Consider the following 26,808-nt stretch of genomic DNA (forward strand, 5'->3'; position numbering starts at 1 on the left):
ACAGCGCGGAGTTTTGTCAGAGTGGATTCTTGCCGCTGGCAGCAATACGCTGCTGGCGGACTCGCCTGAGTTCTCCTTCGGTTAACAACTGCAACGCCTGCGTCGGGCAAGATGCAACGCAAGCCGGTCCCTCTTCCCGCTGTTCGCAAAGGTCACATTTCACGATTTCTGGCCGAACATTTCCCGGCAACATTTGAATTGTGATCATCCCAAACGGACACGCGCTGACGCAACTCTGGCAGCCGATACAACGGGCAGAATTTGCCTGCACCACCTGCTCACCCATCGTCAGCGCCTGCACGGGGCAGGCCCCAACGCAAGGCGCATTTTCGCACTGGTGACACATCACCGGAGCACTAATTCGATCCAAACGCTGCACCTTTAAGCGAGGCAAAAAGAAGCTGGCATTTAAAGTCTGCTCTGACGGATGGGCGACAACACAGGCTACTTCACAAGTGCGACAGCCAATACAGTCAGCCGGATTAACGATAATTAACGATTTCATCACGATGCCTTCGTATCAAACATAGTTAACATATCGCGCGCCGCCTGCCGTCCTGCCGCCATTGCAGTGACAACGAGATCCGCACCATGAACCGCGTCCCCCCCGGCAAAGACCTTTTTCAGATGCGTCTGAGTAGCGAAATATCCCGCGTCACCGGTTTTAATCAGTCCCCATTTATCGAGTTTTATTCCACTCCCCTGTAACCACGGCATTGCATGTGCCTGAAAACCAAACGCCATAATCAGAACATCGGCGGGCAGTTCAAACTCAGAGCCCGCCACCGGACGTGGACGACGGCGCCCATCTGGTCCCGGCTCGCCCATTGCGGTACGAATCAGGCCCACCGCAGTTAAACGCCCATCATCGTCACAAGCAATATATTGCGGCTGAACATTGAACTGAAACTCAACGCCTTCCTCGCGCGCGTTGACTACCTCTTTACGCGAACCGGGCATACTGACTTCATCACGGCGATACGCGCAGGTCACACTGGCAGCATTGAGGCGGATGGAAGTACGCAAACAATCCATTGTCGTATCGCCGCCACCCAAAACCACGACGCGTTTACCTTCAACATCCGTCAGCGGATACTCTTCAGACTCCGGCAGTCCCATAAGCTGGCGGGTATGGGCAGTCAGGAACGGTAGCGCCTGAATGACGCCCGGCGCATCTTCATGCGGCAGATCTGCACGCATCATGCCGTAAGTCCCCACGCCGAGGAAAACAGCATCATATTCCGCCGTTAATTCGTTGAAAGAGATATCGCGGCCAATTTCACAATTGAGATGAAAGTCGATTCCCATTGCGGTGAATATCTCCCGCCGCTGGCTTAATACCATTTTATCGAGCTTGAACGGAGGAATGCCAAAAGTCAGCATACCGCCAATTTCTGGATGGCGATCAAAGACATCAACATGAACACCCGCCCTCGCCAGAATGTCGGCACATCCCAGCCCCGCGGGTCCTGCGCCAATCACCGCCACTTTTTCTATGCGGGGAACAACCTGGCTGACATCAGGACGCCAGCCCATCGCCAGCGCAGTATCAGTAATATAGCGTTCCAGATTACCGATAGAGACTGCGCCAGAGTGATCTTTTAAAGTACATGCGCCTTCACAAAGCCGGTCCTGCGGACACACCCTACCGCAAATTTCCGGTAATGAACTGGTCTGGTGGCAGAGTTCTGCCGCTTCAATAATCTTCCCTTCCTGCACCAGGCGGACGTAATCAGGGATAGCGTTATGCAGCGGGCAATGCCAGTTACAGTTGGCTTTTTCGGCGCAATAGACACAACGGTCGCTTTCATACGCCGCTTGTTTTTGATCAAGGCCGCAATAAATTTCGCCAAAGTGGGTCTTCCGCTCGCTTGCTGTAACTTTATCTGCCCCTTTGCGTGGAGTGACAGGGAGCAATGCCTCGCGACGCGATGATTGTGGTTTTTCCGATGCTTTTCCCTCCGCCGTCCTGCGCTGTCGCAGCGTTTTCATCTGCTGCAAGCCGCTCTCATCCATCAGCCGCAGCGCCTGGGTTGGGCAGACTTCAATACAGGCTTGCGCGCCGGAATTGCGCTGGTTACAAAGGTCACATTTCTGCGCAATAGCATCGACCATCTCAATTACCCCAAAGGGGCAAGCGATTGCGCATCTTTTACAACCAATGCATTTTTGTTCGTCCAGTTGTACGCTATCGGGCTGGAAAGTCAGGGCATTTACCGGGCAAGCCGTAACGCAGGGGGCATTGTTGCAATGATGGCAAGCCACTGGATTTGCAGCCAGACCTTTCCCAACAACGTGGATACGGGGTCGAAAATCACCATGACTCTGCGGCCAGTTTTCTTGATTATGAGCCACCGCACAGGCAATTTCACAGGCATGACAGCCTATACATTCCGCAGCATCAGCTGCGATAAACTTGTTCATTTGCATCCCTTTCATTTGATGAGTTATGTCTTCTCAAATGTCGCAATGCAATAAACGGGCATATATGAGGAAACGAGTCAGTTTTAATTATAATTTTGTGAGAGATATCAAATTATCGCCCCTCAATCTGTGCCGTTTTCAATATTTAAACATCGCCGTTCAAAAAAATGCCATCCGGATAAAAAGTATTAAATACGAGAGTGCGACATGCCAGAATGATTAATGAAATATCAATATGAGAAAATTAAAGATAATTTCATTGTCTATTTTTATTCTCATTTTCTCGGTTTAACCCCGATTATGTGATTGCCCCCGCATTTCCATCTTGTAACGTCCCCTCCTTGTGAAAACTGGCATCCCACGAGCATGTCATTAAAGAGTTTTAGTGAACGTAAACGGTTGCTTTTTACTCTGGCGAGCGAAAGGAGAAAGACTGATGAGCGCCATAGATTCTCAAATTCCCTCATCTTCAGGGCAAGACCGCCCAACGGATGAGGTGGACCGCATATTATCACCAGGAAAGCTGATCATACTCGGTCTGCAACACGTCCTTGTTATGTACGCAGGCGCAGTCGCCGTCCCACTGATGATTGGTGACAGACTCGGACTCTCGAAAGAAGCTATCGCAATGCTGATTAGCTCCGATCTCTTTTGCTGCGGTATCGTCACATTATTGCAATGTATCGGCATTGGTCGCTTTATGGGAATTCGCCTGCCGGTGATTATGTCGGTGACCTTTGCGGCTGTAACGCCAATGATTGCCATTGGGATGAACCCGGATATCGGTCTGCTGGGGATTTTTGGCGCGACCATTGCGGCCGGTTTTATCACCACGCTATTAGCACCACTTATTGGTCGCTTAATGCCTTTATTCCCACCGTTAGTTACCGGTGTGGTTATTACCTCTATCGGCCTGAGTATTATTCAGGTAGGCATTGACTGGGCTGCTGGCGGTAAAGGAAATCCACAATATGGCAATCCGGTTTATTTAACCATTTCCTTCGCCGTCTTAATTTTCATCTTGCTTATCACCCGTTACGCCAAAGGATTTATGTCCAATGTCGCCGTATTACTGGGGATTGTATTTGGCTTCTTGTTGTCGTGGATGATGAATGAAGTGAATCTGTCTGGGCTGAATGATGCTTCGTGGTTCGCCATTGTCACGCCAATGTCGTTTGGTACGCCAGTTTTCGATCCGGTTTCCATTCTGACCATGACCGCAGTGTTAATCATCGTATTTATTGAATCGATGGGGATGTTCCTGGCCTTGGGGGAAATTGTCGGTAGAAAACTTTCTTCACAAGACATTATTCGCGGGCTACGCGTAGATGGCATAGGGACAATGATCGGCGGCACGTTTAACAGCTTCCCGCATACTTCCTTTTCGCAAAACGTTGGCCTGGTCAGCGTGACGCGCGTTCACAGTCGCTGGGTGTGTATCTCTTCCGGGATTATATTAATCATGTTCGGGATGGTACCCAAAATGGCGGTGCTGGTGGCTTCCATTCCGCAATTTGTACTAGGCGGTGCAGGATTAGTAATGTTCGGTATGGTGCTGGCGACGGGGATCCGCATTCTGTCGCGCTGTAACTACACCACCAACCGCTACAACCTTTATATCGTGGCTATTAGCCTTGGCGTGGGTATGACCCCGACGCTTTCTCATGATTTCTTTTCTAAGTTACCGGCTGTACTGCAACCGTTGTTACATAGCGGCATTATGTTGGCGACTATCAGTGCGGTGGTGCTGAACGTCTTTTTCAATGGTTATCAGCATCATGCCGATCTGGTGAAGGAATCTGTTTCTGATAAAGATTTAAAAGTCAGAACAGTGCGTATGTGGCTTTTGATGCGCAAGCTAAAGAAAAATGAGCATGGTGAATGATATGAACCTATTAATACGCACTATATTCAGTCTGTTATTACTCTTAATGATCTCCATTCCTGTCATTTCTGACTGCGTGGCAATGGCTATTGAAAGTCGCTTCAACTATATGATGCTGCTTTTTTAAATGACCTTTCTCTGTCAGCATCCGCTCAAAACGCGCGGATGCCGATAAACACTCACTTGGTTAATCATTTGACTCTTCAGTTATTTATAATGACGAGTGATTAGAATTACATGTGAGAAATTATGCAAACGGAACACGTCATTTTACTGAATGCACAGGGAGTCCCCTCGGGTACGCTGGAAAAATATGCCGCACACACGGCAGACACCCCCTTACATCTCGCGTTCTCCTGCTGGCTGTTTAATGCTAAGGGACAACTGCTGGTTACCCGCCGCGCACTTAGCAAAAAAGCGTGGCCAGGCGTGTGGACTAACTCGGTGTGCGGTCATCCACAACTGGGCGAAAGCAATGAAGAGGCGGTAATCCGCCGTTGCCGCTATGAACTGGGCGTGGAAATAACGTCACCCGAATCGGTTTATCCAGACTTCCACTATCGCGCCACTGACCCGAATGGCATTGTCGAAAATGAAATGTGTCCAGTCTTTGCCGCACGAATTACCAGCGCGTTACAGCCCAACGGTGATGAAGTGATGGATTATCAATGGTGTGATTTATCAGATGTTTTGCGCGCTATTGATGCTACGCCGTGGGCGTTTAGTCCGTGGATGGTGATGCAGGCAGCCAATAGCAAAGCCAGAAATGTATTATCTGTTTTCGCAAAGAGAGAATAAAAAACCCCGACAAATGCCGGGGTTAAGTGCATACGCGTAACGCTTATTTTACCGGACGCATTGCCGGGAACAGAATAACGTCGCGGATGGTATGGCTGTTGGTGAACAGCATTACCATACGGTCGATACCAATACCCAGACCAGCTGTCGGCGGCAAACCATGTTCCAGTGCGGTGACGTAATCTTCGTCGTAGAACATTGCTTCGTCGTCGCCTGCATCTTTCGCTGCAACCTGATCCAGGAAGCGCTGCGCCTGATCTTCGGCATCGTTCAGCTCGCTAAAGCCGTTACCGATTTCACGACCGCCAATGAAGAACTCAAAGCGGTCAGTGATTTCCGGGTTAACGTCGTTACGACGCGCCAGCGGGGAAACTTCTGCCGGATATTCAGTAATGAAGGTCGGCTGAATCAGATGTGCTTCTGCCACTTCTTCGAAGATCTCGGTAACGATACGGCCCAGACCCCAGCTCTTCTCAACGTGGATGCCGATAGATTCAGCAATCGCTTTCGCAGAGTCGAAGTTGTCCAGATCTGCCATGTCGGTTTCCGGGCGATATTTCTTGATCGCTTCACGCATGGTCAGTTTTTCGAACGGTTTACCGAAGTCCAGCGTTACGTCGCCGTAGGTCACTTCCGTCTTACCGAGAATATTCTGTGCCAGAGTACGGAACAGCGATTCAGTCAGTTCGATCAGATCTTTGTAATCTGCGTAAGCCATGTAGAGTTCCATCATGGTGAACTCTGGGTTATGACGCACGGAAATACCTTCGTTACGGAAGTTACGGTTGATTTCGAACACACGTTCAAAGCCGCCAACCACCAGACGCTTGAGGTACAGTTCCGGCGCAATACGCAGGTACATGTCGAGATCCAGCGCGTTATGGTGGGTGATAAACGGACGTGCAGCTGCACCACCCGGGATCACCTGCATCATCGGGGTTTCAACTTCCATAAAGCCGCGATTCACCATGAACTGGCGAATACCGGACAGAATTTGCGAACGCACTTTAAAGGTGTTACGGGATTCATCGTTAGAGATGAGATCCAGATAACGCTGACGATAGCGCGCTTCCTGATCCTGCAAGCCGTGGAATTTATCCGGCAGCGGACGCAGTGCTTTGGTCAGCAGACGCAGCTCGGTACAGTGGATAGACAGTTCGCCGGTTTTGGTTTTGAACAGTTTACCTTTCGCGCCGAGGATATCGCCGAGGTCCCATTTTTTGAACTGCTCGTTGTAAACGCCTTCCGGCAGATCGTCACGGGCAACGTACAGCTGAATGCGGCCACCCACATCCTGCAGGGTAACGAAAGACGCTTTACCCATAATACGACGGGTCATCATGCGGCCAGCAACGGCAACTTCGATGTTCAGCGCTTCCAGTTCTTCGTTCTCTTTACCGTCGAATTCTGCGTGCAATTGGTCAGAGGTATGATCGCGACGGAAATCGTTCGGGAAGGCAATCCCCTGCTCGCGCAGGTTCGCCAGCTTCTCACGACGCGTTTTCAGTTCATTGTTAAGATCGACTACCGCGTCAGCGCCCTGTGCGTTTTGTTCAGACATGTTGATTCCTCATAACCCTGCTTTCAAACTTGCTTCGATAAATTGATCCAGGCTGCCGTCCAGCACGGCCTGCGTGTTGCGGGTTTCTACCCCGGTACGCAGATCTTTAATGCGGGAGTCATCAAGGACATAAGAACGAATCTGGCTGCCCCAGCCGATGTCGGACTTGGTGTCTTCCATCGCCTGTTTCTCGGCATTCTTCTTCTGCATCTCCAGTTCATAAAGCTTCGCTTTCATCTGCTTCATGGCCTGGTCTTTGTTCTTGTGCTGGGAACGGTCGTTCTGGCACTGGGTCACGATCCCGGTTGGGATGTGAGTAATACGCACCGCAGATTCGGTACGGTTAACGTGCTGACCGCCCGCGCCGGACGCGCGATAAACGTCAATGCGCAGATCCGCCGGATTGATTTCGATATCAATATCATCATCAACTTCCGGGTAAACAAACGCGGAGCTGAACGACGTGTGGCGGCGACCGCCGGAGTCAAACGGACTCTTACGCACCAGGCGGTGAACACCTGTTTCTGTACGCAGCCAGCCGTAAGCGTAATCGCCGGAGATTTTGATCGTCACGGATTTAATACCCGCCACTTCACCTTCCGACTCTTCGATGATTTCAGTTTTGAAACCACGTGATTCTGCCCAGCGCAGATACATACGCTCAAGCATGCTCGCCCAGTCCTGTGCTTCCGTACCGCCAGACCCCGCCTGAATATCGAGGTAGCAGTCGGCGCTGTCATATTCGCCAGAGAACATGCGGCGGAACTCAAGCTGCGCCAGTTTTTCTTCCAGGGCGTCGAGTTCAGCAACGGCTTCGTTAAAGGTTTCTTCGTCGTCAGCTTCTACAGCCAGTTCCAGCAGACCAGAAACATCTTCCAGCCCCTGTTTCATTTGGTCGAGGGTGTCGACAACGGCTTCGAGGGAGGAACGCTCTTTACCCAGCGCCTGTGCGCGTTCGGGTTCGTTCCAGACATCCGGCTGTTCCAGCTCGGCGTTTACTTCTTCCAGACGCTCTTTCTTGGCGTCGTAGTCAAAGATACCCCCTAAGAACGTCGGAGCGTTCCGTGAGGTCCTGAATGCGATTATTTACCGGATTAATTTCAAACATGGTCTGATTTCTTTTATTGAGCTAGTCAAAATGCGGTGATAAGAGCGGGATTGTACCGGATCCCGGCTCAATTTTATACATACTAAATTCGTCAGACAGGCCAGATATTGTCGATGATAATTTGCAGGCTGCGGTTGCCGCGAAACTCGTTGATATCCAGTTTATAGGCTAGTTGCACTTCACGCACACTGTTATCCGGCCAGAGGGCCGTATCAACGTTAAACGCAATACCATCCAGCAACGGGCCACCACCGACCGGTTCGACCATCACTTTCAGATGACGCTCGCCTACCAACCGCTGTTGCAGCAGGCGGAAATGGCCATCAAACAGTGGTTCCGGGAACATCTGCCCCCACGGGCCAGCATCACGTAGCAGCTGCGCCACTTCCATGGTCATCTCTTCAGCGCTTAACGGGCCGTCGGAGACGACTTCACCCTGTAATAATGCGGGGTCCAGCCACTCGGTAACCAGTTCGCCAAAGCGTTGCTGAAAAAGTTCGAATTTATCCTCTTCCAGCGACAGGCCTGCCGCCATCGCATGGCCGCCAAACTTGAGCATCATGCCCGGATAGAGCGTGTCTAAGCGCTCCAGCGCATCGCGCATATGCAGCCCCTGAATGGAGCGTCCAGAACCTTTTAACGTACCGTCTCCCGCTGGCGCAAACGCAATAACCGGACGGTGAAAACGCTCTTTAATACGCGAAGCCAGAATACCGACAACCCCCTGATGCCATTCAGGATGATACATTGCCAGCCCGCCGGGCAGCGTATCGCGACTTCGCTCCAGTTTCTCGCACAGAGTCAGCGCCTCAACCTGCATTCCCTGTTCAATCTCTTTGCGCGTCTGGTTTAGGGCGTCGAGTTCATTTGCCAGCACACGCGCTTCGCCGATGTTGTCGCACAGTAACAGCGCCACTCCGACGGACATATCATCCAGTCGCCCGGCAGCATTGAGACGTGGCCCCAGCGCAAAACCTAAATCGCTGGCGGCGAGTTTTTGCGGATCGCGGTTTGCCACTTCCAGCAGCGCTTTAATCCCTGGGCGGCACTTCCCGGCGCGGATTCGGCTCATGCCCTGCCAGGTCAGGATACGGTTATTCGCATCCAGCGGCACCACGTCCGCCACCGTCCCGAGCGCCACCAGATCCAGCAATTCCGCCAGATTAGGGATTGCAATGCCACGGTCATCAAACCAGCCCTGATCGCGCAAAAAGGTGCGCAGCGCCAGCATCAGATAAAATGCGACGCCTACGCCTGCCAGTGACTTCGATGGAAAGTCGCAGTCACGCAAGTTAGGGTTAATAATGGCTTCCGCCGCGGGTAACGTATCGCCCGGCAAATGGTGATCGGTAACAATAACCGGAATGCCCAGCGTGCGAGCGTGTTCAACGCCCGCGTGAGAGGAAATGCCGTTATCCACCGTCACAATCAACTGCGCGCCACGGGCATGCGCCTGCTCAACCACTTCCGGGCTTAAGCCGTAACCGTCTTCAAAACGGTTCGGCACCAGGAAGTCGATGTTGGCGCAGCCAAGCGAACGCATCGCCAGCACGCTAAGGGCGGTACTGGTGGCGCCGTCGGCGTCGAAATCTCCGACCACAATTATCCGCGTTCCTTCGCGAAAAGCGTTGTAAAGGATCTCAACGGCCTTTTCGACGCCGCTCAGTTGCTGCCAGGGCAGCATCCCTTTAACACCGCGTTCCAGTTCCTGCGCGCTACGCACGCCCCGGCTGGCGTATAAACGACGCAGCAAGGGCGGCAGATCAGCAGGCAGGTCTGCCGTTTCATCGATTTCACGGCGACGAAGTTTTATCTGTTGTTTCACGCGAATTATTTACCGCTGGTCATTTTTTGGTGTTCGTCGAGGAATTCTTTCATGTCTTTCGGCGGCTGGTAGCCTGGCACCAGAGTACCGTTGCTCAGCACAATCGCCGGAGTACCGCTGACGCCAAGCTGGACGCCAAGCGCGTAATGGTTGGCAATATCCACGTCGCAACTGGCTGGCGCGACGCTTTTACCCGCCATCACATCATCAAACGCTTTGTTTTTATCTTTCGCACACCAGATGGCTTTCATTTGTTGCTCAGCCTGGCTCTCCAACCCCTGGCGCGGGAAAGCGAGATAACGCACGGTGATCCCCAGCGCGTTGTAGTCTGCCATCTGCTCATGCAGCTTGTGGCAGTAGCCACAAGTAATATCGGTGAACACGGTGATGACGTGTTTTTCCTGCGGCGCTTTATAAACAATCATATCTTTTTCAAGCGCGTTCAGTTGCTTTAACAGCATCTTATTGGTGACATTGACCGGAGCCGTGCCGCTAACGTCATACATTGGCCCCTGAATGATATGTTTACCATCATCGGTGATGTACAACACACCGCTGTTAGTCAGAACTGTCTTCATGCCAGCCACGGGCGCGGGCTGAATATCGCTGCTTTTGATGCCCATTTTGGCTAACGTTTGTTGAATTGCCGCGTCATCCGCTTGAACAAAGCCTGAAAACGCCGCCAACAAAGTAAATAACATAAAACCTTTCTTCATAAATCTTCCCGTTCTTTTCAGACATCACGCCCGTGGGTGATGCTGTTGATGAAGTTGCCGCAGACGCTCGGTAGCGACATGCGTATAAATTTGCGTGGTGGAGAGATCGCTATGGCCCAACAACATCTGCACCACGCGTAAGTCCGCACCATGATTTAACAAATGAGTGGCAAAGGCATGACGCAACACATGCGGTGACAGCTTTTCGCTATCGATACCCGCCAGCACGGCATAATGTTTAATGCGGTGCCAAAAGGTCTGGCGCGTCATCTGCTGCGCGCGCTGGCTGGGAAACAGCACATCAATCGACACACCGTTCAATAGCCATGGCCGCCCGTGTTCCAGATAGTTTTCCAGCCAGTAGACCGCCTCTTCACCTAACGGCACCAGGCGTTCTTTGTTGCCTTTACCAATGACCCGTACCACGCCCTGGCGCAGGCTGATATCACTCATTGTCAGCCCGACCAGTTCCGAGACACGCAGCCCGGTAGCATACAACACTTCAAGCATGGCTTTGTCGCGAAGCTCCAGAGGCTGATCGACTAAAGGTGCCTGTAATAATCTTTCAACCTGCGCTTCGCTTAAATCTTTCGGCAAACGCTGGGGCAATTTCGGCGAAGCCAGATGTGCACTGGGATCGTCTTCACGAAACTTTTCGCGATAAAGATACTGGAACAATCGGCGCACCGCACTCAGCAAACGTGCTGAACTGGTGGCTTTATACCCGCCCTCCAGCCGTTCTGCCAGTAATGCCTGCAAATCGTCACTTTGTGCCGTTGCCAGCGTCAGCCCACGATGATGCAACCACTCCACCATCATTGACAGATCGCGACGGTATGCGTTCAACGTATTTTCGGCGAGATTTTTTTCCAGCCACAGGGCATCCAGAAACTGCTCGATGCGTGCCAGATCTTGTTTCACTTGCGCCCCTTATCGTTACTCGTTTGATCCATTATGCCTTATTGTGCCGTGACTAAAGCGATTCTGATACACTAGCCGCAAAAGCCACAGCAGAATCGAGAAGCTTACGTTATGAATATGGGTCTTTTTTACGGTTCCAGCACCTGTTACACCGAAATGGCGGCGGAAAAAATCCGCGATATTATCGGCCCAGAACTGGTGACCTTACATAACCTCAAGGACGACTCCCCGAAATTAATGGAGCAGTACGATGTGCTCATTCTGGGTATCCCGACCTGGGATTTTGGCGAAATCCAGGAAGACTGGGAAGCCGTCTGGGATCAGCTCGACGACCTGAACCTCGAAGGTAAAATTGTTGCGTTATATGGGCTTGGCGATCAGCTGGGATACGGCGAGTGGTTCCTTGATGCGCTCGGCATGCTGCATGACAAACTCTCGACCAAAGGCGTGAAGTTCGTCGGCTACTGGCCAACGGAAGGATATGAGTTTACCAGCCCGAAACCGGTGATTGCTGACGGACAGCTGTTCGTGGGTCTGGCGCTGGATGAAACTAACCAGTATGACCTTAGCGACGAGCGTATTCAGAGCTGGTGTGAGCAAATCCTTAACGAAATGGCAGAGTATTACGCCTGATGTGACTGACGGCTTTGCGCATTAGCGTTGCCGTCATGTTTACCTTTGCGTCTCTTGTTGCAACAAAATTCGCCGTAAATCCCGCCATTCGGCTTCGTCCATGCTGTCTGCTGCCAGCCATAAATGTTGCCGTTTACCGCTGTCAGAACGTAAACGCAGCATCATACCGCTTTTAATCATCCACGGCGCTTTGACGATGCTCCACTCTTGCCCTTGCCAACGCAAACGCCCGTCCATCAACAGGCGAATCTCCCCCTGACGAGCATTAATGCGCCGCTGGCTGCGAACGCAATCAAACACCACCAGCGAAAGCAACACCATCCATAACGGGGTGTAACTGAGCGGCCAGGGCATGAGTAAAATAACAGCGGCAACCAGCCCATGAATCAGCAAGGAAAGCCACTGTGCGCGCCAGGAGACGCGCAAATCAGATTGCCACAGGACCACGTTCCCGGTTCCGTGTCTGGACGAGTCGGACCATCATTTCCAGTTCTGCATCGGCCGGTTTACCGTGATTCATCAGCCAGTTGAACAGGTCCGGGTCGTCGCATTCCAGCAGACGAATAAAGATGCGTTTTTCGTCATCACTTAAGCTGTCGTACTCATGTTCGAAAAACGGCATGATTGAAATATCGAGTTCGCGCATACCACGGCGGCATGCCCAATGAATGCGGGCTTTGTTGTTAATGTCCATCTTCTTCCTGTCTCACGAAAATCCAGTACCTGGCTATTGTAACGTGTTTTTCGACTTCTTTTGCGGGAATATCGGTAAACACAATCGCGATCGCGAAATTAATCCGCAACAATTCAATGGCTTCATTTTTTTGGATGTCGCCTCGCAAAGCATATCAGAAGGCACAGATCGCGTAGTGAAAGCACTTGCATTGCCTCATAGCTCTTTTACCATTAGTCATTAATACGCCGTTTGTTACACAGGACTCCATTATGGCTTTTACACCTTTTCCTCCCCGTCAGCCTACGGCTTCTGCCCGTTTACCACTGACGCTGATGACGCTTGATGACTGGGCGCTTGCCACCATTACTGGCGCGGACAGCGAAAAATATATGCAGGGTCAGGTGACAGCAGACGTCAGCCAGATGTCAGAAGACCAGCATTTGCTCGCCGCGCATTGCGACGCTAAAGGTAAAATGTGGAGCAATTTACGTCTGTTCCGCGACGGCGATGGCTTTGCGTGGATTGAACGCCGCAGCGTGCGTGATTCGCAGCTGACTGAACTGAAAAAATATGCGGTGTTTTCTAAAGTGACCATCGTGCCGGACGATGAACGTGTGCTGCTCGGTGTTGCCGGTTTTCAGGCACGCGCCGCGCTGGAAAATCTCTTCAGCGAAATGCCTTCGAAGGAAAAACAGGTAGTTAGAGAAGGTGCGACCACACTGCTATGGTTTGAACATCCGGCAGAACGTTTTCTGATCGTAACCGATGAAGCTACCGCTAATACTTTGACCGATAAACTGCGCGGTGAAGCGGAACTGAACAATAGCCAACAGTGGCTGGCATTAAACATTGAAGCGGGTTTCCCTGTTATTGACGCTGCTAACAGTGGGCAGTTTATCCCGCAGGCGACTAACCTTCAGGCGCTGGGCGGTATCAGCTTTAAGAAAGGCTGCTATACCGGGCAAGAGATGGTGGCACGAGCTAAGTTCCGCGGAGCCAACAAACGCGCGCTCTGGTTGCTGGCGGGTAGCGCCAGCCGTTTGCCGGCAGCTGGTGAAGACTTAGAGCTGAAAATGGGCGAAAACTGGCGTCGTACCGGTACAGTGCTGGCTGCGGTAAAACTGGAAGATGGTCAGGTAGTGGTTCAGGTCGTCATGAATAACGATATGGAACCGGACAGCATCTTCCGCGTTCGTGATGATGCGAATACATTGCGTATCGAGCCGCTGCCGTATTCGCTGGAAGAGTAAATCGCTGTATCGCTTCGGGCATCTATTGCCTGATGCGACGCTCGCGTGTCTTATCAGGCCTTCAACTTGGTGCCTTTTTCACAAATGGAAAGCGGTCCGCAGGTCGGGTAAGGCGTTCACGCCGCATCCGGCAGTTGCGCTCCGATGCCTGATGCGACGCTAGTGCGTCTTATCAGGCCTTCAACTTGGTGCCTTTTTCACAAATGGAAAGCGGCCCGTAGGCCGGATAAGGCGTTCACGCCGCATCCGGCAGTTGCGCTCCGATGCCTGATGCGACGCTGGTGCGTCTTTTCATGCCAACAAAGACACAGCCATTACGGCTGTCCAATATACAAATAGATCGCCAGGAAATGGCACACACTGCCGCCGAGCACAAAGCCGTGCCAGATGGCGTGGTTGTAGGGGATGCGTTTGCAGACGTAGAAAATCACCCCAAGCGAGTAAACCACACCGCCTACTGCCAGTAAGGTAACGCTGCCCGCCGCAAGCTTAACTACCATTTCATAAATCACCACCAGTGACAGCCACCCCATCGCCAGATAAGTCACCAGAGATAAAATTTTGAATCGGTGCGCGATGGTCAGTTTGAACAGAATCCCCAGCAATGCCAGGCTCCAGATAACAATCATCAACCCGCGCGCTAACGGAGAATCCAGCCCCACCAGCAAAAACGGCGTGTAGGTTCCGGCAATCAACAGGTAAATGGCGCAATGGTCAAATTTCTTCAGCCACATTTTTGCCCGTTGATGGGGAATGGCGTGATAAAGCGTCGAAGCGAGGAACAGCAGGATCATACTGCCGCCATAAAGGCTGTAACTGGTTATCGCCGTGGCGCTGGCATTAAGATCCACCGCCTGAATCAGTAGCAATACCAACCCGACGATACCAAACACCAGCCCGATGCCGTGACTGATGCTGTTGGCAATTTCCTCTGCCAGCGAATATCCCTGCTTAATGAGAGGCTTCTGAACCATAACTTACTCCGGAGAAACGTACACGCACGTGAACACTTCTCCAGCGTAACTGAGAATAGTTCCAGTGAACACCTGTTAGCTAAAATAAATTCTGATTTGAGAGTAATCTCCGAAAAATCATGAAATTAAATGTTAAATTTCAACTAACAGGCGTGAGTTCAACTTAAAGGCATTTAAATTCAATTACATAAAACTGTGTCTGACCAGGATAGATGTCGGCAATGACTTTTTTCAGTTCAGGCAGGGTCATATTTTCCTGTTGTGCATGTTTTTCTGTGAGAGTATCCAGCGTTACGGTTGAAGTTGCGGTAACTTCAATGGTGCAAAAATAGCCGTCATCTTCAAAGCGCCCGACGCGGAGCACATCGCCCGGTTTAAAGTGCGATTCAGACTCGTCGCGAATAGTGATGGTTTTACGCCCAGCCAGAATGTCATCCTGGAAACGTTGAAAAAAAGTGATGTCGTTTGGCTGCATGGTACTATTTCCTGTAAGAATTGACTCATTTGGAGCCTATGATAGTGAAAAAACTCACCTTACCGAAAGATTTCTTATGGGGTGGCGCAGTTGCCGCTCATCAGGTCGAAGGCGGCTGGAACAAAGGCGGCAAAGGGCCGAGTATTTGCGACGTGCTAACCGGTGGCGCACACGGCGTGCCGCGCGAAATCACCAAAGAAGTTTTGCCCGGCAAATACTATCCGAACCATGAAGCCGTTGATTTTTATGGCCGCTACAAAGAAGACATCAAGCTGTTTGCCGAAATGGGCTTCAAATGTTTTCGTACATCCATCGCCTGGACGCGCATTTTTCCAAAAGGTGATGAAGCTCAGCCAAACGAAGAAGGGCTGAAGTTCTACGATGATATGTTCGATGAACTGCTGAAATACAACATCGAACCGGTGATTACCCTCTCCCACTTTGAAATGCCGCTGCATCTGGTGCAGCAATACGGCAGCTGGACCAACCGTAAAGTGGTTGACTTCTTTGTGCGTTTCGCGGAAGTGGTATTTGAACGCTATAAGCACAAAGTCAAATACTGGATGACCTTCAACGAAATTAACAACCAGCGTAACTGGCGTGCGCCGCTGTTCGGTTACTGCTGCTCCGGCGTGGTGTATACCGAGCATGAAAACCCGGAAGAGACGATGTATCAGGTGCTGCATCATCAGTTTGTCGCCAGCGCCCTGGCGGTGAAAGCCGCGCATCGCATCAACCCGGAGATGAAAGTCGGTTGTATGCTGGCGATGGTGCCGCTCTATCCTTACTCCTGTAACCCGGACGATGTGATGTTCGCTCAGGAGTCGATGCGCGAGCGCTACGTCTTTACCGATGTGCAGCTGCGTGGCTATTACCCGTCCTATGTGTTGAACGAGTGGGAGCGTCGCGGATTTAACATCAAGATGGAAGATGGCGATCTGGATATACTGCGCGAAGGCACCTGCGATTATCTTGGCTTCAGTTATTACATGACCAACGCGGTGAAGGCCGAAGGCGGCACCGGCGATGCGATCTCTGGTTTTGAAGGCAGTGTACCGAACCCATTTGTTAAAGCGTCGGACTGGGGATGGCAGATTGATCCGGTGGGTCTGCGCTATGCACTATGCGAATTGTATGAGCGTTATCAGAAGCCGCTGTTTATTGTCGAAAACGGTTTTGGCGCTTACGACAAAGTGGAAGAAGACGGCAGCATCAACGACGACTACCGTATTGATTACCTGCGCGCCCATATCGAAGAGATGAAAAAAGCGGTGACTTACGATGGCGTGGATCTGATGGGCTACACACCGTGGGGCTGCATCGACTGCGTGTCATTCACTACCGGGCAGTACAGCAAACGCTACGGCTTTATCTATGTGAATAAACATGACGACGGTACTGGCGATATGTCGCGTTCACGTAAGAAGAGCTTTGACTGGTACAAAGAAGTGATTGCCAGCAACGGCGAGAAACTGTAATTCCCGCATGTTACCCGCCAGCAGGCGGGTAACATTCTGCACCTGATTTACCAGGTCTTACCGATTTTAAATTCCCAGCGAACATCTTCCATCTTAGCTGGCGACTTCGCTTCCTGCATTACCGGAAAGAAAGCCCCGGCACCAAACCATAACTTCAGTGAATCAACGGCAACGTTAAATGACGGGCCAACAACCCATTCGGTAGTACCTGAGTGGTTATTAATGGTGCTGCCATTAGGCAATTTTTTTGTACCTGAAGCGTTATTGCTGTAGGCACTTTCCAGGCCAATATCCAGCGGTAAATCACTGAACATATAACGCACCTGGGTATTCCATTGAAATTCACTGCCGCGCTTCACATCCTGGTTTCCACGCTCAAATGGCCCTTGATAAACAAAATCCATATCTCCTTTAATATTGGGCGTGAATGATTTTGTTAAAGAGAGTGATACCCGCCCTCCCCAGGCGCTGTTCCCAGGCAAATGATTATCTCCATCTTGCCCGGTGGGTAGTAATAACGCCCCACCTACCGTAACCCAAAACGGATCCCCTCTTCGCTGGCTCATTAAAGCATAAGTTGCCCCCACCGATTGGTCGCCCATTCCCTCTATATGTTCAGGAGACAGATTGTCTCGTTTGTTATTGATATAAGAGCCCACAGTTGATAATTCCAGTCTGTCGGTCAGACCATAACGAATCTTCAATAACCATATCTGGGAGTAAACATCCGGACTCCCGTGTCCCTCGATTTGATGGTCTTTATCACGAAATGAGCTATTCACGGCGGTTAATAGCATTCCTTCTGGCAATACTGAACCTCCAGAAATAGCGGTATTAACTGGCGCACCTAACAGATTGCTGGGCCTGTTTTCTCCTTCAACTGCCACTGCATTCATTGATAAAAAGCATGGTATTAATGGTAGAAATATAAATCGTTTCATCATTCCCTCCAGGTATGAAAAACAAAGCGTTAAATTAAGAATCATTCTTGTTATTTATATTTGTTTTGCTTTTATTATTTAGGCAAATGACTTAATGGAGTTAATATACGGAAAGTTTTTCAATTATATTGAGATCCAAATAACGATTTCGGAGAGAAACTATTTGTAATTACATGTAAACATAGTGTGTTGTTTTTATTAAATAACAACACGATAAAAATAATTCTCGATAAATAATTAGCAAGAAGCGCAATAAAAACAGGAAAATTAAATTTAGGCTAACAGACTAATGAGAAACGAAAAGTTGCCTAATGCGTTGCGATTACCAGGCTTGTTTTTACTGCAATATATTTAATTTTAAAATGCTGTGGGGCGGGTAAGACACTCACGTCGCATCCGGCATAAACAAAGCACGAAAAGGCGCCGAAGCGCCTTTAGAAGATAGTCGAATCAGTGAATTACTGGTATTCGCTAATCGGTACGCAGGAGCAGAACAGGTTACGGTCGCCGTAAACATCATCCAGACGTTTCACCGTCGGCCAGTATTTGTCTGCCACGCCTGCCGGGAATACTGCAACTTCACGGCTGTACGGATGCGCCCACTCGGCGACCAGTTCGCTCTGAATGTGCGGCGCGTTCACCAGCGGGTTATCTTCCAGCGGCCAGACACCGGCTTTCACCTGGTCGATTTCTGCGCGGATAGCCAGCATCGCGTCGATAAAGCGATCCAGTTCCACTTTGCTTTCAGATTCAGTCGGTTCAACCATCAGCGTACCCGCCACCGGGAACGACATCGTCGGCGCGTGGAAACCGTAGTCGATCAGGCGCTTGGCAATATCCAGCTCGCTGATGCCGGTTTCTTCTTTCAGCGGGCGAATATCGAGAATACATTCGTGCGCCACGCGACCGTCGCGACCGGTATACAGCACCGGGAAGGCATCCTGCAGGCGGCTGGCAATATAGTTGGCGTTAAGAATTGCCACCTGGCTTGCTTTTTTCAGCCCTTCTGCGCCCATCATGCGGATGTACATCCAGCTGATTGGCAGAATAGATGCGCTACCGAACGGTGCCGCAGAAACCGCGCCCTGACGGGTTAACATGCCTTCGATTTGCACCACGCTATGGCCCGGCACAAACGGCGCCAGATGCGCTTTCACGCCGATCGGTCCCATACCCGGACCACCACCGCCGTGCGGGATGCAGAAAGTTTTATGTAGGTTAAGGTGCGAAACGTCCGCGCCAATAAAGCCCGGCGAGGTGATGCCAACCTGGGCGTTCATGTTCGCGCCATCAAGGTAAACCTGACCGCCGAACTGATGCACGACTTCACACACCTCACGGATCGTTTCTTCGTACACGCCGTGGGTGGAAGGATAGGTCACCATGATACAGGAGAGGTTATCGCCCGCCTGTTCCGCTTTCGCGCGCAGATCAGTCAGATCGATGTTGCCGTTTTTATCACACGCCACAACTACCACCTGCATTCCTGCCATATGTGCAGAAGCAGGGTTAGTTCCGTGCGCAGAAGCCGGGATCAGGCAGATATCGCGATGCCCTTCGTTGCGGCTTTCATGATAATGACGAATCGCCAGCAGGCCCGCGTATTCACCCTGTGCGCCAGAGTTCGGCTGCATACAGACGGCGTCGTAACCGGTCAGTTTCACCAGCCAGTCAGCCAGTTGCGCGATCATCTGCTGATAACCTTCGGCCTGTTCCGGCGGGCAGAACGGGTGCAGTTCGGCAAATTCCGGCCAGGTGATCGGGATCATCTCGGCGGCGGCGTTCAGTTTCATGGTGCAGGACCCCAGCGGGATCATCGCCTGATTCAGCGCCAGATCTTTACGCTCCAGCGAGTGCATATAGCGCATCATTTCGGTTTCGCTGTGGTAGCGATTAAACACCGGATGGGTGAGGATTTCGTCGTCGCGCAGCATCGCAGGTTGAATAGAGCGACTGTCGTGAGCCACGTCTTTGTCCAGCGTGTCGATCTCCAGTCCGTGGTTATCGCCCAACAGCACGCTGAAAAGCTGCATCACGTTTTCGCGCGTGGTTGTTTCATCAAGGGTGATCCCAACCGCGTTCAGAATATCGCTACGCAGGTTGATTTCAGCCGCTTCGGCACGCGCCAGTACACCCGCTTTATCGGTCACTTCCACACACAAAGTGTCGAAATAGTGCGCATGGCGCAGCTTCAGACCTTTTTGTTGCAGGCCCGCCGCCAGGATATCGGTCAGACGATGAATACGGTTAGCGATACGTTTCAGGCCAACCGGACCGTGATAAACGGCATACAGGCTGGCGATGTTTGCCAGCAGTACCTGGGAAGTACAAATGTTGGAGTTCGCTTTCTCACGGCGAATATGTTGCTCGCGAGTCTGCATCGCCATGCGTAGCGCAGTATTACCCGCGGCATCTTTCGATACACCGATAATGCGACCCGGCATTGAGCGTTTGTATTCATCTTTCGCCGCAAAGAATGCTGCGTGCGGGCCACCGTAGCCCATCGGTACGCCAAAGCGTTGCGCCGAACCAAAAACAATATCCGCGCCCTGTTTACCCGGCGCGGTTAACAGCACCAGCGCCATAATATCGGCGGCGACGCTGACCACAATTTTGCGTGATTTCAGTTCGCTGATAAGCGCAGTGTAGTCGTGAATTTTACCAGTAGTGCCGACCTGCTGTAACAGCACGCCGAACACATCCTGATGCTCGAGCACTTTTTGCGCGTCATCGACAATCACTTCAAAACCAAAGGTTTCGGCACGAGTACGTACCACATCCAGCGTTTGCGGATGAACGTCAGAAGCAACAAAGAAGCGGTTGGCATTTTTCAGTTTGCTGACGCGTTTCGCCATCGCCATTGCTTCGGCGGCAGCGGTGGCTTCGTCCAGAAGAGAAGCCGAAGCCATATCCAGCCCGGTTAAATCCAGCGTTACCTGCTGGAAGTTGAGCAGTGCTTCGAGGCGGCCCTGGGAGACTTCAGGTTGATACGGAGTATACGCGGTATACCAGCCCGGATTTTCCAGCATGTTACGCAGAATAACCGGCGGCAACTGCACGGCGGTGTAACCCATGCCAATGTAAGACGTGAAGCGTTTATTGCGACTGGCAATAGCCTTGAGTTCTGCCAGTGCGGCGTATTCGGTCGCCGGTGCGCCAACCTGCGGTGGTGTCGCAAGCTGAATATCTTTCGGCACAATCTGGCCGGTCAGCGCGTTTAACGATTGTGCGCCAACGGCATTCAGCATTTCTTGCTGTTGCGCGGCGTCCGGTCCGATATGGCGTTCAATAAAAGCGCCGCTGTTTTCAAGCTGGCTTAACGTCTGTGTCATGAGCGATGGTTCCTGAAACGTGCAGTGAATTGTGAACCTCTCTCCTTGCGAAGAGAGTGAGGGTGAGGCGTAAATTTTCCTCACCCTGATCCTCTCCCGCAGAAGAGGATTAAAGCCGTTACTCGTCTTCTAACAATGCTTCGTATGCGGTCGCATCCAGCAGTGATTCCAGTTCGCTTTCATCACTGGCTTTGATTTTAAAGATCCAGCCGCCTGCATACGGTTCGCTGTTCACCAGTTCCGGGGAATCGCTCAGTGCGTCGTTTACCGCCACAATTTCACCGCTTACTGGCGCATAAATGTCTGACGCTGCTTTTACTGATTCGGCAACCGCGCAGTCATCACCCGCGCTAACCGTTGCGCCGACTTCCGGCAGGTCAACAAACACCATATCGCCTAACAGCTCCTGAGCGTGTTCGGTGATGCCAACGGTGTAAGTGCCGTCGGCTTCTTTACGCAGCCATTCGTGTTCTTTGCTGTATTTCAGTTCTGCTGGTACGTTGCTCATCAATCAATCTCCAAAAAAGTAAATCACGCGACGGCTTTGCCGTTACGCACAAAAACAGGTTTCGTCACTTTTACCGGCATTTCACGGTTGCGAATTTGCACAATCGCTGTTTCACCAATACCTTCCGGCACACGCGCCAGCGCAATGCTGTAGCCCAGCGTCGGGGAAAAAGTACCGCTGGTGATAATGCCTTCTTGCTGGTTGCCCTGTGCGTCGGTAAAACGTACCGGCAGTTCATTACGCAGCACGCCTTTTTCGGTCATCACCAGGCCAACTAATTTTTCTGTGCCATGTTCACGCTGCACTTCCAGGGCTTCACGACCGATAAAGTCACGATCTGCCGGTTCCCAGGCGATAGTCCAGCCCATGTTGGCGGCTAAAGGAGAGATGGTTTCGTCCATCTCCTGACTATAAAGATTCATACCCGCTTCCAGACGCAGCGTGTCACGCGCTCCCAGGCCACATGGCTTAACGCCCGCTTCCACCAGCGCGCGCCAGAAATCGGCCGCTTTTTCATTGGGCAGCGCAATTTCGTAGCCCGCTTCACCGGTGTAACCGGTGGTGGCAATAAACAGATCGCCCGCCTGCACGCCAAAGAACGGTTTCATCCCTTCCACCGCCTGACGCTGGGCGTCATTAAACAGTGTGGCAGCTTTTGCCTGAGCATTCGGCCCTTGTACGGCAATCATGGAAAGGTCATCACGAACGGTAATTTCGATGCCGAAAGGTTCAGCGTGTTGGGTAATCCAGGAGAGGTCTTTTTCGCGGGTGGCGGAGTTAACAACGAGGCGGAAGAAATCTTCAGTAAAGTAGTAGACGATGAGGTCATCTATCACACCGCCAGAGGCATTCAACATCCCCGAGTAAAGGGCTTTGCCGCTTTTGGTGAGCTTCGCCACATCGTTCGCCAGCAGATAACGCAGAAACTCCCGGGTGCGGCTGCCGCGGAGATCGACGATGGTCATATGCGACACATCAAACATTCCGGCATCGGTACGTACCGCATGATGTTCGTCGATTTGCGAACCGTAATGCAGCGGCATCATCCAGCCGTGGAAATCCACCATGCGAGCGCCGCAAAGCGTGTGTTGTTCGTACAAAGGAGTCTGTTGTGCCATCTTGTCCTCATTGAATAAGCGGGGCTGACAACTTTTCGTGGTGAAATTGTCACCACGAAACCCAGCACTGGAGCCACTCCCGGTCCCCAACGCAATCGTTCTCTTTTCCCTGAACTTACCACCGAAACAGACGGTTAACCATAAGGAAAAATTGATCATCACATTAGCTTATGGTTAAAAATCTCAAAAATGACAACAGGACAAAAAACCAAATAACGCGATACACGCAAACAAACATAACGAGTTAATAAAACAGTTTTGAATAAAGCGATATTAAGAACTAAAAAATTGTCAAAAATCGCTAAATCAAAAATTCACGGCATTAGAAAATATAATGCGAAATTACGGGTGAAATTAGTTTATTTCAAATGAGGAAAATCTCCCGGCGAAAAACCGGGAGATGAAAGTGTGATGGGTATCAAATAAACAAAAGAGGAGAAATTTTTAACGCAGCCATTCAGGCAAATCGTTTAATCCCATTGCCTGACGAATAAGTTGCGGTTTAACGCCAGGAAGCGTATCGGCCAGTTTCAGACCAATATCACGCAGCAGTTTTTTCGCTGGATTAGCTCCAGAAAACAGATCGCGGAATCCTTGCATACCTGCCAGCATCAGCGCCGCGCTGTGCTTGCGGCTACGCTCATAGCGACGCAGGTAAATGTACTGCCCGATGTCTTTACCCTGACGATGCAGTCGTTTCAGTTCAGCAATCAGCTCTGCAGCATCCATAAAGCCGAGATTTACCCCCTGCCCCGCCAGCGGGTGGATGGTATGCGCGGCGTCGCCCACCAGCGCCAGACGGTGCGCGGCAAACTGGCGCGCATAACGCCCCGTCAGCGGGAACACCTGACGCTCGCTCTCAACCTTGCATAAGCCCAGTCGATTATCAAAAGCGATATTTAACGCGCGATTAAATTCGCCTTCCCCTGCCTGCTGCATCCGCTGCGCTTCCTCTGGCGACAGTGACCAGACAATCGAGCAAAGATGCGGATCGCTAAGCGGTAAAAAGGCCAGAATGCCTTCGCCATGGAAAACCTGCCGCGCCACTGCATCATGCGGTTCTTCCGTGCGAATGGTCGCCACCAGCGCGTGATGCTGATAATCCCAGAAAGTCAGCGGAATATCGGCCTTGTTGCGCAACCAGGAATTAGCGCCGTCCGCACCAATTACCAGACGCGCCGTTAACATGCTGCCATCTTTCAGCGTCAGGAAGGTTTCGTTTTCCCCCCAGGCGACCTGTTGTAATTCTGCGGGGGCCAGCAGGGTGATATCTGACGACTGCAGCGCTTTGTTCCACAGCGCGTAGTGAATCACTGAGTTTTCAACGATATGCCCAAGATGGCTATAACCCATGCTTTGATCGTCAAACGAGATGTGACCAAAACTGTCTTTATCCCACACTTCCATACCGTGATAACAGCTGGCTCTGCGAGAGAGGATGTCCTGCCAGACGCCAAGACGGGTGAGTAATTTTTCGCTGGCGGCATTGATAGCCGAAACGCGCAGTTGTGGTGGTGCATCCGCCGCCAGAGGTTCCGGTATGCGCTGCTCCAGTACGGCAACGCGTAAGCCGCTCCCCTGTAAGCCGCAGGCAACCGCCAGCCCCACCATGCCGCCGCCAACAATGGCTACATCAACACTTTGCATTGTTTATTCCTTAAAACCGCCTTCAACGCGCCACCCAACCGAGGGTGCGCTGCGCCAGCACATCGCGTGCCGGGGTGAATAATTCCATCGTCATCAGCCCGATGTTGCGCCCGACAACCAACGGCGCCCAACGGTTGGCAAAAAGATGTACCAGACTGTCCGTGACGCCGATGGTTGCTTCGCGATCGCTCTGTCGACGCTGCTGATAACGGCATAATACGCCGTAATCACCCATGTCTTCTGCGCGCTCCTGAGCCTGAGTCAGGGTTTCCGCAAGGCTCATGACATCACGCATACCGAGGTTAAATCCTTGCCCGGCAATCGGGTGCAGGGTTTGCGCCGCATTGCCCACCAGCACGGTGCGATGGGTAATCGGTCTGGCGGCGCGGGTTAACGCCAGCGGATAAGCACTGCGTTTACCGGCGTGGGTAATTTGCCCCAGTCGCCAGCCAAAGGCAGACTGGAGTTCACGGCAAAACTTCTCGTCGCTCCACGCCAACACTTCTTCGCGCCGTTCCAGTGGATGACACCAGACCAGCGAACAGCGTCCTTCAGACATCGGCAACATCGCCAGTGGACCATGTTGCGTAAAGCGTTCAAAAGCGCGGCCTTCGTGCGCAACGGAAGTCGCAACGTTCGCAATCACAGCCAGTTGTTCGTAGGGCTCCTGCTGCCAGTCAACGCCACAGGTAGTAGCTAACGCGGAATGCGTACCGTCAGCCGCCACCAGCACGCGGCCCGTCAGCGTCTCGCCACTCTCCAGCGTCACTTCAACGTTAGCTGGGGTACGAACAACATTAGCAATGCGATCCGGGCAATGCAGCGTTACGCCAGGCGCTTTGCGCAACAGCGCAAACAGCCGTTGCCCGACATTGTGCAATTCGACAACCTGCCCCAGCGCCGCCAGTTGGTAATCTTCTGCGGCGAGGGTGACGAATCCGGCATGACCACGATCGCTGACATGCACGGTGGTGATGGCGGTTGCGCAATCAGCCAGAGATTGCCAGACGCCGATGCGCGCCAGTTGCTGACAGGTGCCCGCCGCCAGCGCAATAGCCCGTCCATCAAAGCCCGGATGAGCATGAGACTCTGGCGCGGTCGCTTCAATTAAATGTACCGACAGCGTCCCGTGACTTAACCGGGAAATAGCCAGCGCCAGCGTCGCGCCAGCCATGCCGCCACCGACGATGATTACGCTCATTGCTTTCTCGCAGCTGCCATCAATGCTTCGATTTCTTCCGGCTTTTTCACCACGCTGGCGGTGAGGTTTTCGTTGCCGTTTTCGGTAATCACAATGTCGTCTTCAATACGAATGCCGATCCCGCGATATTGTTCTGGCACTTCTGCATCCGGCGCAATATACAGCCCTGGCTCTACGGTCAGTACCATGCCCGGTTCCAGAATGCGCGAGCGATCCTGGCCATAAACGCCAAAGTCATGGACATCCAGACCTAACCAGTGGCTCAGGCCATGCATAAAGAAAGGACGATGGGCGTTCTGAGCGATCAGTTCATCAACATCACCTTTCAGAATACCGAGTTTTACCAGGCCGCTAATCATGATGCGCACAACTTCACCGGTGACTTCCTGAATGGAAGTTCCCGGACGATACAGGCGCAGGCTGGTTTCAAGAGATTCCAGCACAATGTCGTAGATTTCACGCTGGGCCTGGGTGAATTTGCCATTGACCGGGAAGGTACGGGTGATGTCACCCGCGTAACCTTTATATTCACAACCTGCGTCAATCAACACCAGGTCGCCGTCGCGCAATTCACACTCGTTTTCGGTGTAATGAAGAATGCAGCCGTTTTCACCGCTGCCGACAATGGTGTTATAGGAAGGATAGCGCGCACCGTGGCGGTTGAATTCGTGGTGAATTTCGCCTTCCAGATGGTACTCGAACATCCCCGGACGACATTTTTCCATCGCCCGGGTATGCGCCAGTGCGCTGATTTCACCCGCGCGGCGAAGTACGGCAATCTCTTCCGGCGATTTGAACAGGCGCATTTCATGAACAATGGGACGCCAGTCGATCATCGTTGCTGGCGCGGTGAGATTTTGCCGCGAGCCTTTACGCAGTTTTTCCAGCGCACTATTCACGATTTCATCAGCATATGCATATTCGCCCTGGGCGTGGTAAACCACATCCAGACCATTAAGCAGTTGATAAAGTTGCTGATTAATTTCACTGAACGCCAGAGCGCGATCAACGCCCAGTTTCTCTGGCGCGGCATCCTGACCTAAACGACGGCCAAACCAGATCTCCGCCGTCAGGTCGCGCACGCGGTTAAACAAAACGCTGTGGTTATGAGTGTCATCGCTTTTAATCAGCACCAGCACCGCTTCCGGTTCATTAAAGCCGGTGAAGTACCAGAAGTCGCTGTTCTGACGATAGGGGTATTCGCTGTCGGCGCTTCGGGTCACTTCTGGTGCCGCAAAAATCAGCGCGGCGCTGCCGGGTTGCATTTGCTCCACCAGGGCCTGACGGCGGCGCTGAAATTCCTGCTGAGATATCTCACTCATAACACTCTCCTTACG

At 51.9% G+C, this 26,808-nt stretch carries 24 protein-coding genes; 6 read left to right on the forward strand and 18 right to left on the reverse strand.

Annotation, left to right across the window (positions count from 1 at the left end; translation table 11 throughout):
- Positions 1-16 precede the first annotated feature (16 nt).
- Together FEK43_RS00290 and ygfT are read right to left on the reverse strand one after the other, a co-directional pair.
- Positions 17-505 (reverse strand): 4Fe-4S dicluster domain-containing protein, encoded by a 489-nt coding sequence (locus tag FEK43_RS00290; protein ID WP_130259394.1) that lies wholly within the window; start codon positions 503-505, stop codon positions 17-19.
- Complete coding sequence (gene ygfT / locus FEK43_RS00295; protein WP_131161983.1) at positions 505-2,424, reverse strand: formate-dependent uric acid utilization protein YgfT; 1,920 nt, start codon at positions 2,422-2,424, stop codon at positions 505-507. Before ygfT ends, FEK43_RS00290 begins: the two co-directional genes overlap by 1 nt.
- A gap of 436 nt (positions 2,425-2,860) precedes the next feature.
- On the opposite strand from ygfT, the gene uacT reads away from it, so the two are divergent.
- From uacT to idi, 3 genes are all read left to right on the forward strand, one after another.
- Positions 2,861-4,309 (forward strand): urate/proton symporter UacT, encoded by a 1,449-nt coding sequence (gene uacT, locus FEK43_RS00300; RefSeq protein WP_130207816.1) that lies wholly within the window; start codon positions 2,861-2,863, stop codon positions 4,307-4,309.
- A gap of 1 nt (position 4,310) precedes the next feature.
- Positions 4,311-4,436: a hypothetical protein gene (locus tag FEK43_RS00305; RefSeq protein WP_130207818.1), complete on the forward strand. Its 126-nt coding sequence runs from the start codon at positions 4,311-4,313 to the stop codon at positions 4,434-4,436.
- Between the two features lie 122 nt (positions 4,437-4,558).
- Positions 4,559-5,107, forward strand: a complete 549-nt coding sequence (idi, locus tag FEK43_RS00315; protein ID WP_135405583.1) for an isopentenyl-diphosphate Delta-isomerase — start codon at positions 4,559-4,561, stop codon at positions 5,105-5,107.
- Positions 5,108-5,150: 43 nt separating this feature from the next.
- On the opposite strand, the gene lysS is transcribed toward idi, so the two are convergent.
- The 5 genes from lysS to xerD form a co-directional block, all read right to left on the reverse strand.
- Positions 5,151-6,668, reverse strand: a complete 1,518-nt coding sequence (gene lysS, locus FEK43_RS00320; RefSeq protein ID WP_135407754.1) for a lysine--tRNA ligase — start codon at positions 6,666-6,668, stop codon at positions 5,151-5,153.
- A gap of 9 nt (positions 6,669-6,677) precedes the next feature.
- Positions 6,678-7,776, reverse strand: a protein-coding gene (gene prfB, locus FEK43_RS00325) for a peptide chain release factor 2 (protein WP_096179399.1) whose coding sequence is annotated in 2 segments (ribosomal slippage) — positions 6,678-7,700 and positions 7,702-7,776 — 1,098 coding nt in all. Because the reading frame shifts where the segments join, the coding sequence is not laid out codon by codon here.
- Between the two features lie 91 nt (positions 7,777-7,867).
- Positions 7,868-9,601, reverse strand: a complete 1,734-nt coding sequence (gene recJ / locus FEK43_RS00330) for a single-stranded-DNA-specific exonuclease RecJ (protein ID WP_135407757.1) — start codon at positions 9,599-9,601, stop codon at positions 7,868-7,870.
- Positions 9,602-9,606: 5 nt separating this feature from the next.
- Positions 9,607-10,317 carry a bifunctional protein-disulfide isomerase/oxidoreductase DsbC gene (gene dsbC / locus FEK43_RS00335; protein WP_130207826.1) on the reverse strand — a complete coding sequence of 237 codons (711 nt, stop codon included), beginning with the start codon at positions 10,315-10,317 and terminating at the stop codon, positions 9,607-9,609.
- A 24-nt stretch (positions 10,318-10,341) separates the two neighbouring features.
- Positions 10,342-11,238, reverse strand: a complete 897-nt coding sequence (xerD, locus tag FEK43_RS00340) for a site-specific tyrosine recombinase XerD (RefSeq protein WP_064529792.1) — start codon at positions 11,236-11,238, stop codon at positions 10,342-10,344.
- Between the two features lie 111 nt (positions 11,239-11,349).
- On the opposite strand from xerD, the gene fldB reads away from it, so the two are divergent.
- Positions 11,350-11,871, forward strand: a complete 522-nt coding sequence (gene fldB, locus FEK43_RS00345; RefSeq protein WP_130207828.1) for a flavodoxin FldB — start codon at positions 11,350-11,352, stop codon at positions 11,869-11,871.
- Positions 11,872-11,910: 39 nt separating this feature from the next.
- Here the strand turns inward: fldB and FEK43_RS00350 are convergent, their stop codons facing one another.
- Positions 11,911-12,318, reverse strand: a complete 408-nt coding sequence (locus FEK43_RS00350; protein ID WP_000244781.1) for a protein YgfX — start codon at positions 12,316-12,318, stop codon at positions 11,911-11,913.
- Positions 12,299-12,565 carry an FAD assembly factor SdhE gene (gene sdhE / locus FEK43_RS00355; protein WP_135407758.1) on the reverse strand — a complete coding sequence of 89 codons (267 nt, stop codon included), beginning with the start codon at positions 12,563-12,565 and terminating at the stop codon, positions 12,299-12,301. Before sdhE ends, FEK43_RS00350 begins: the two co-directional genes overlap by 20 nt.
- A 251-nt stretch (positions 12,566-12,816) precedes the next feature.
- On the opposite strand from sdhE, the gene ygfZ reads away from it, so the two are divergent.
- The gene (gene ygfZ / locus FEK43_RS00360) at positions 12,817-13,797 is read left to right on the forward strand and encodes a tRNA-modifying protein YgfZ (protein WP_130207830.1); all 981 of its coding nucleotides are present in this window, start codon (positions 12,817-12,819) and stop codon (positions 13,795-13,797) included.
- A gap of 314 nt (positions 13,798-14,111) precedes the next feature.
- On the opposite strand, the gene FEK43_RS00365 is transcribed toward ygfZ, so the two are convergent.
- Entirely contained in the window at positions 14,112-14,771 is a 660-nt protein-coding gene (locus FEK43_RS00365; protein ID WP_135407760.1) for a hemolysin III family protein, read from the reverse strand.
- A 163-nt stretch (positions 14,772-14,934) separates the two neighbouring features.
- Positions 14,935-15,246: a N(4)-acetylcytidine aminohydrolase gene (gene yqfB / locus FEK43_RS00370; RefSeq protein WP_130259399.1), complete on the reverse strand. Its 312-nt coding sequence runs from the start codon at positions 15,244-15,246 to the stop codon at positions 14,935-14,937.
- 44 nt (positions 15,247-15,290) lie between these two features.
- Between yqfB and bglA the strand changes: the two genes are divergently transcribed.
- Entirely contained in the window at positions 15,291-16,724 is a 1,434-nt protein-coding gene (gene bglA, locus FEK43_RS00375; protein WP_138158385.1) for a 6-phospho-beta-glucosidase BglA, read from the forward strand.
- Positions 16,725-16,771: 47 nt separating this feature from the next.
- Here the strand turns inward: bglA and FEK43_RS00380 are convergent, their stop codons facing one another.
- The 7 genes from FEK43_RS00380 to pepP form a co-directional block, all read right to left on the reverse strand.
- Positions 16,772-17,665: a transporter gene (locus tag FEK43_RS00380; protein WP_138158412.1), complete on the reverse strand. Its 894-nt coding sequence runs from the start codon at positions 17,663-17,665 to the stop codon at positions 16,772-16,774.
- 458 nt (positions 17,666-18,123) lie between these two features.
- Complete coding sequence (gene gcvP / locus FEK43_RS00390; RefSeq protein ID WP_135407764.1) at positions 18,124-20,997, reverse strand: aminomethyl-transferring glycine dehydrogenase; 2,874 nt, start codon at positions 20,995-20,997, stop codon at positions 18,124-18,126.
- A gap of 118 nt (positions 20,998-21,115) precedes the next feature.
- Positions 21,116-21,505 carry a glycine cleavage system protein GcvH gene (gene gcvH, locus FEK43_RS00395; protein ID WP_001295377.1) on the reverse strand — a complete coding sequence of 130 codons (390 nt, stop codon included), beginning with the start codon at positions 21,503-21,505 and terminating at the stop codon, positions 21,116-21,118.
- Between the two features lie 23 nt (positions 21,506-21,528).
- Complete coding sequence (gene gcvT, locus FEK43_RS00400) at positions 21,529-22,623, reverse strand: glycine cleavage system aminomethyltransferase GcvT (RefSeq protein ID WP_130259402.1); 1,095 nt, start codon at positions 22,621-22,623, stop codon at positions 21,529-21,531.
- A gap of 444 nt (positions 22,624-23,067) precedes the next feature.
- Positions 23,068-24,270, reverse strand: coding sequence for an FAD-dependent 2-octaprenylphenol hydroxylase (gene ubiI / locus FEK43_RS00410; protein WP_135407766.1), 1,203 nt, complete (start codon positions 24,268-24,270; stop codon positions 23,068-23,070).
- Between the two features lie 22 nt (positions 24,271-24,292).
- Positions 24,293-25,471 carry a 2-octaprenyl-6-methoxyphenyl hydroxylase gene (gene ubiH, locus FEK43_RS00415; RefSeq protein ID WP_135407768.1) on the reverse strand — a complete coding sequence of 393 codons (1,179 nt, stop codon included), beginning with the start codon at positions 25,469-25,471 and terminating at the stop codon, positions 24,293-24,295.
- A complete protein-coding gene (gene pepP, locus FEK43_RS00420) occupies positions 25,468-26,793 on the reverse strand; it encodes a Xaa-Pro aminopeptidase (RefSeq protein WP_138158387.1) in 1,326 nt (441 codons plus the stop codon). Before pepP ends, ubiH begins: the two co-directional genes overlap by 4 nt.
- Between the last annotated feature and the right edge of the window lie 15 nt (positions 26,794-26,808).

Source organism: Escherichia sp. E2562, from assembly GCF_005781075.1.
GTDB lineage: Bacteria > Pseudomonadota > Gammaproteobacteria > Enterobacterales > Enterobacteriaceae > Escherichia.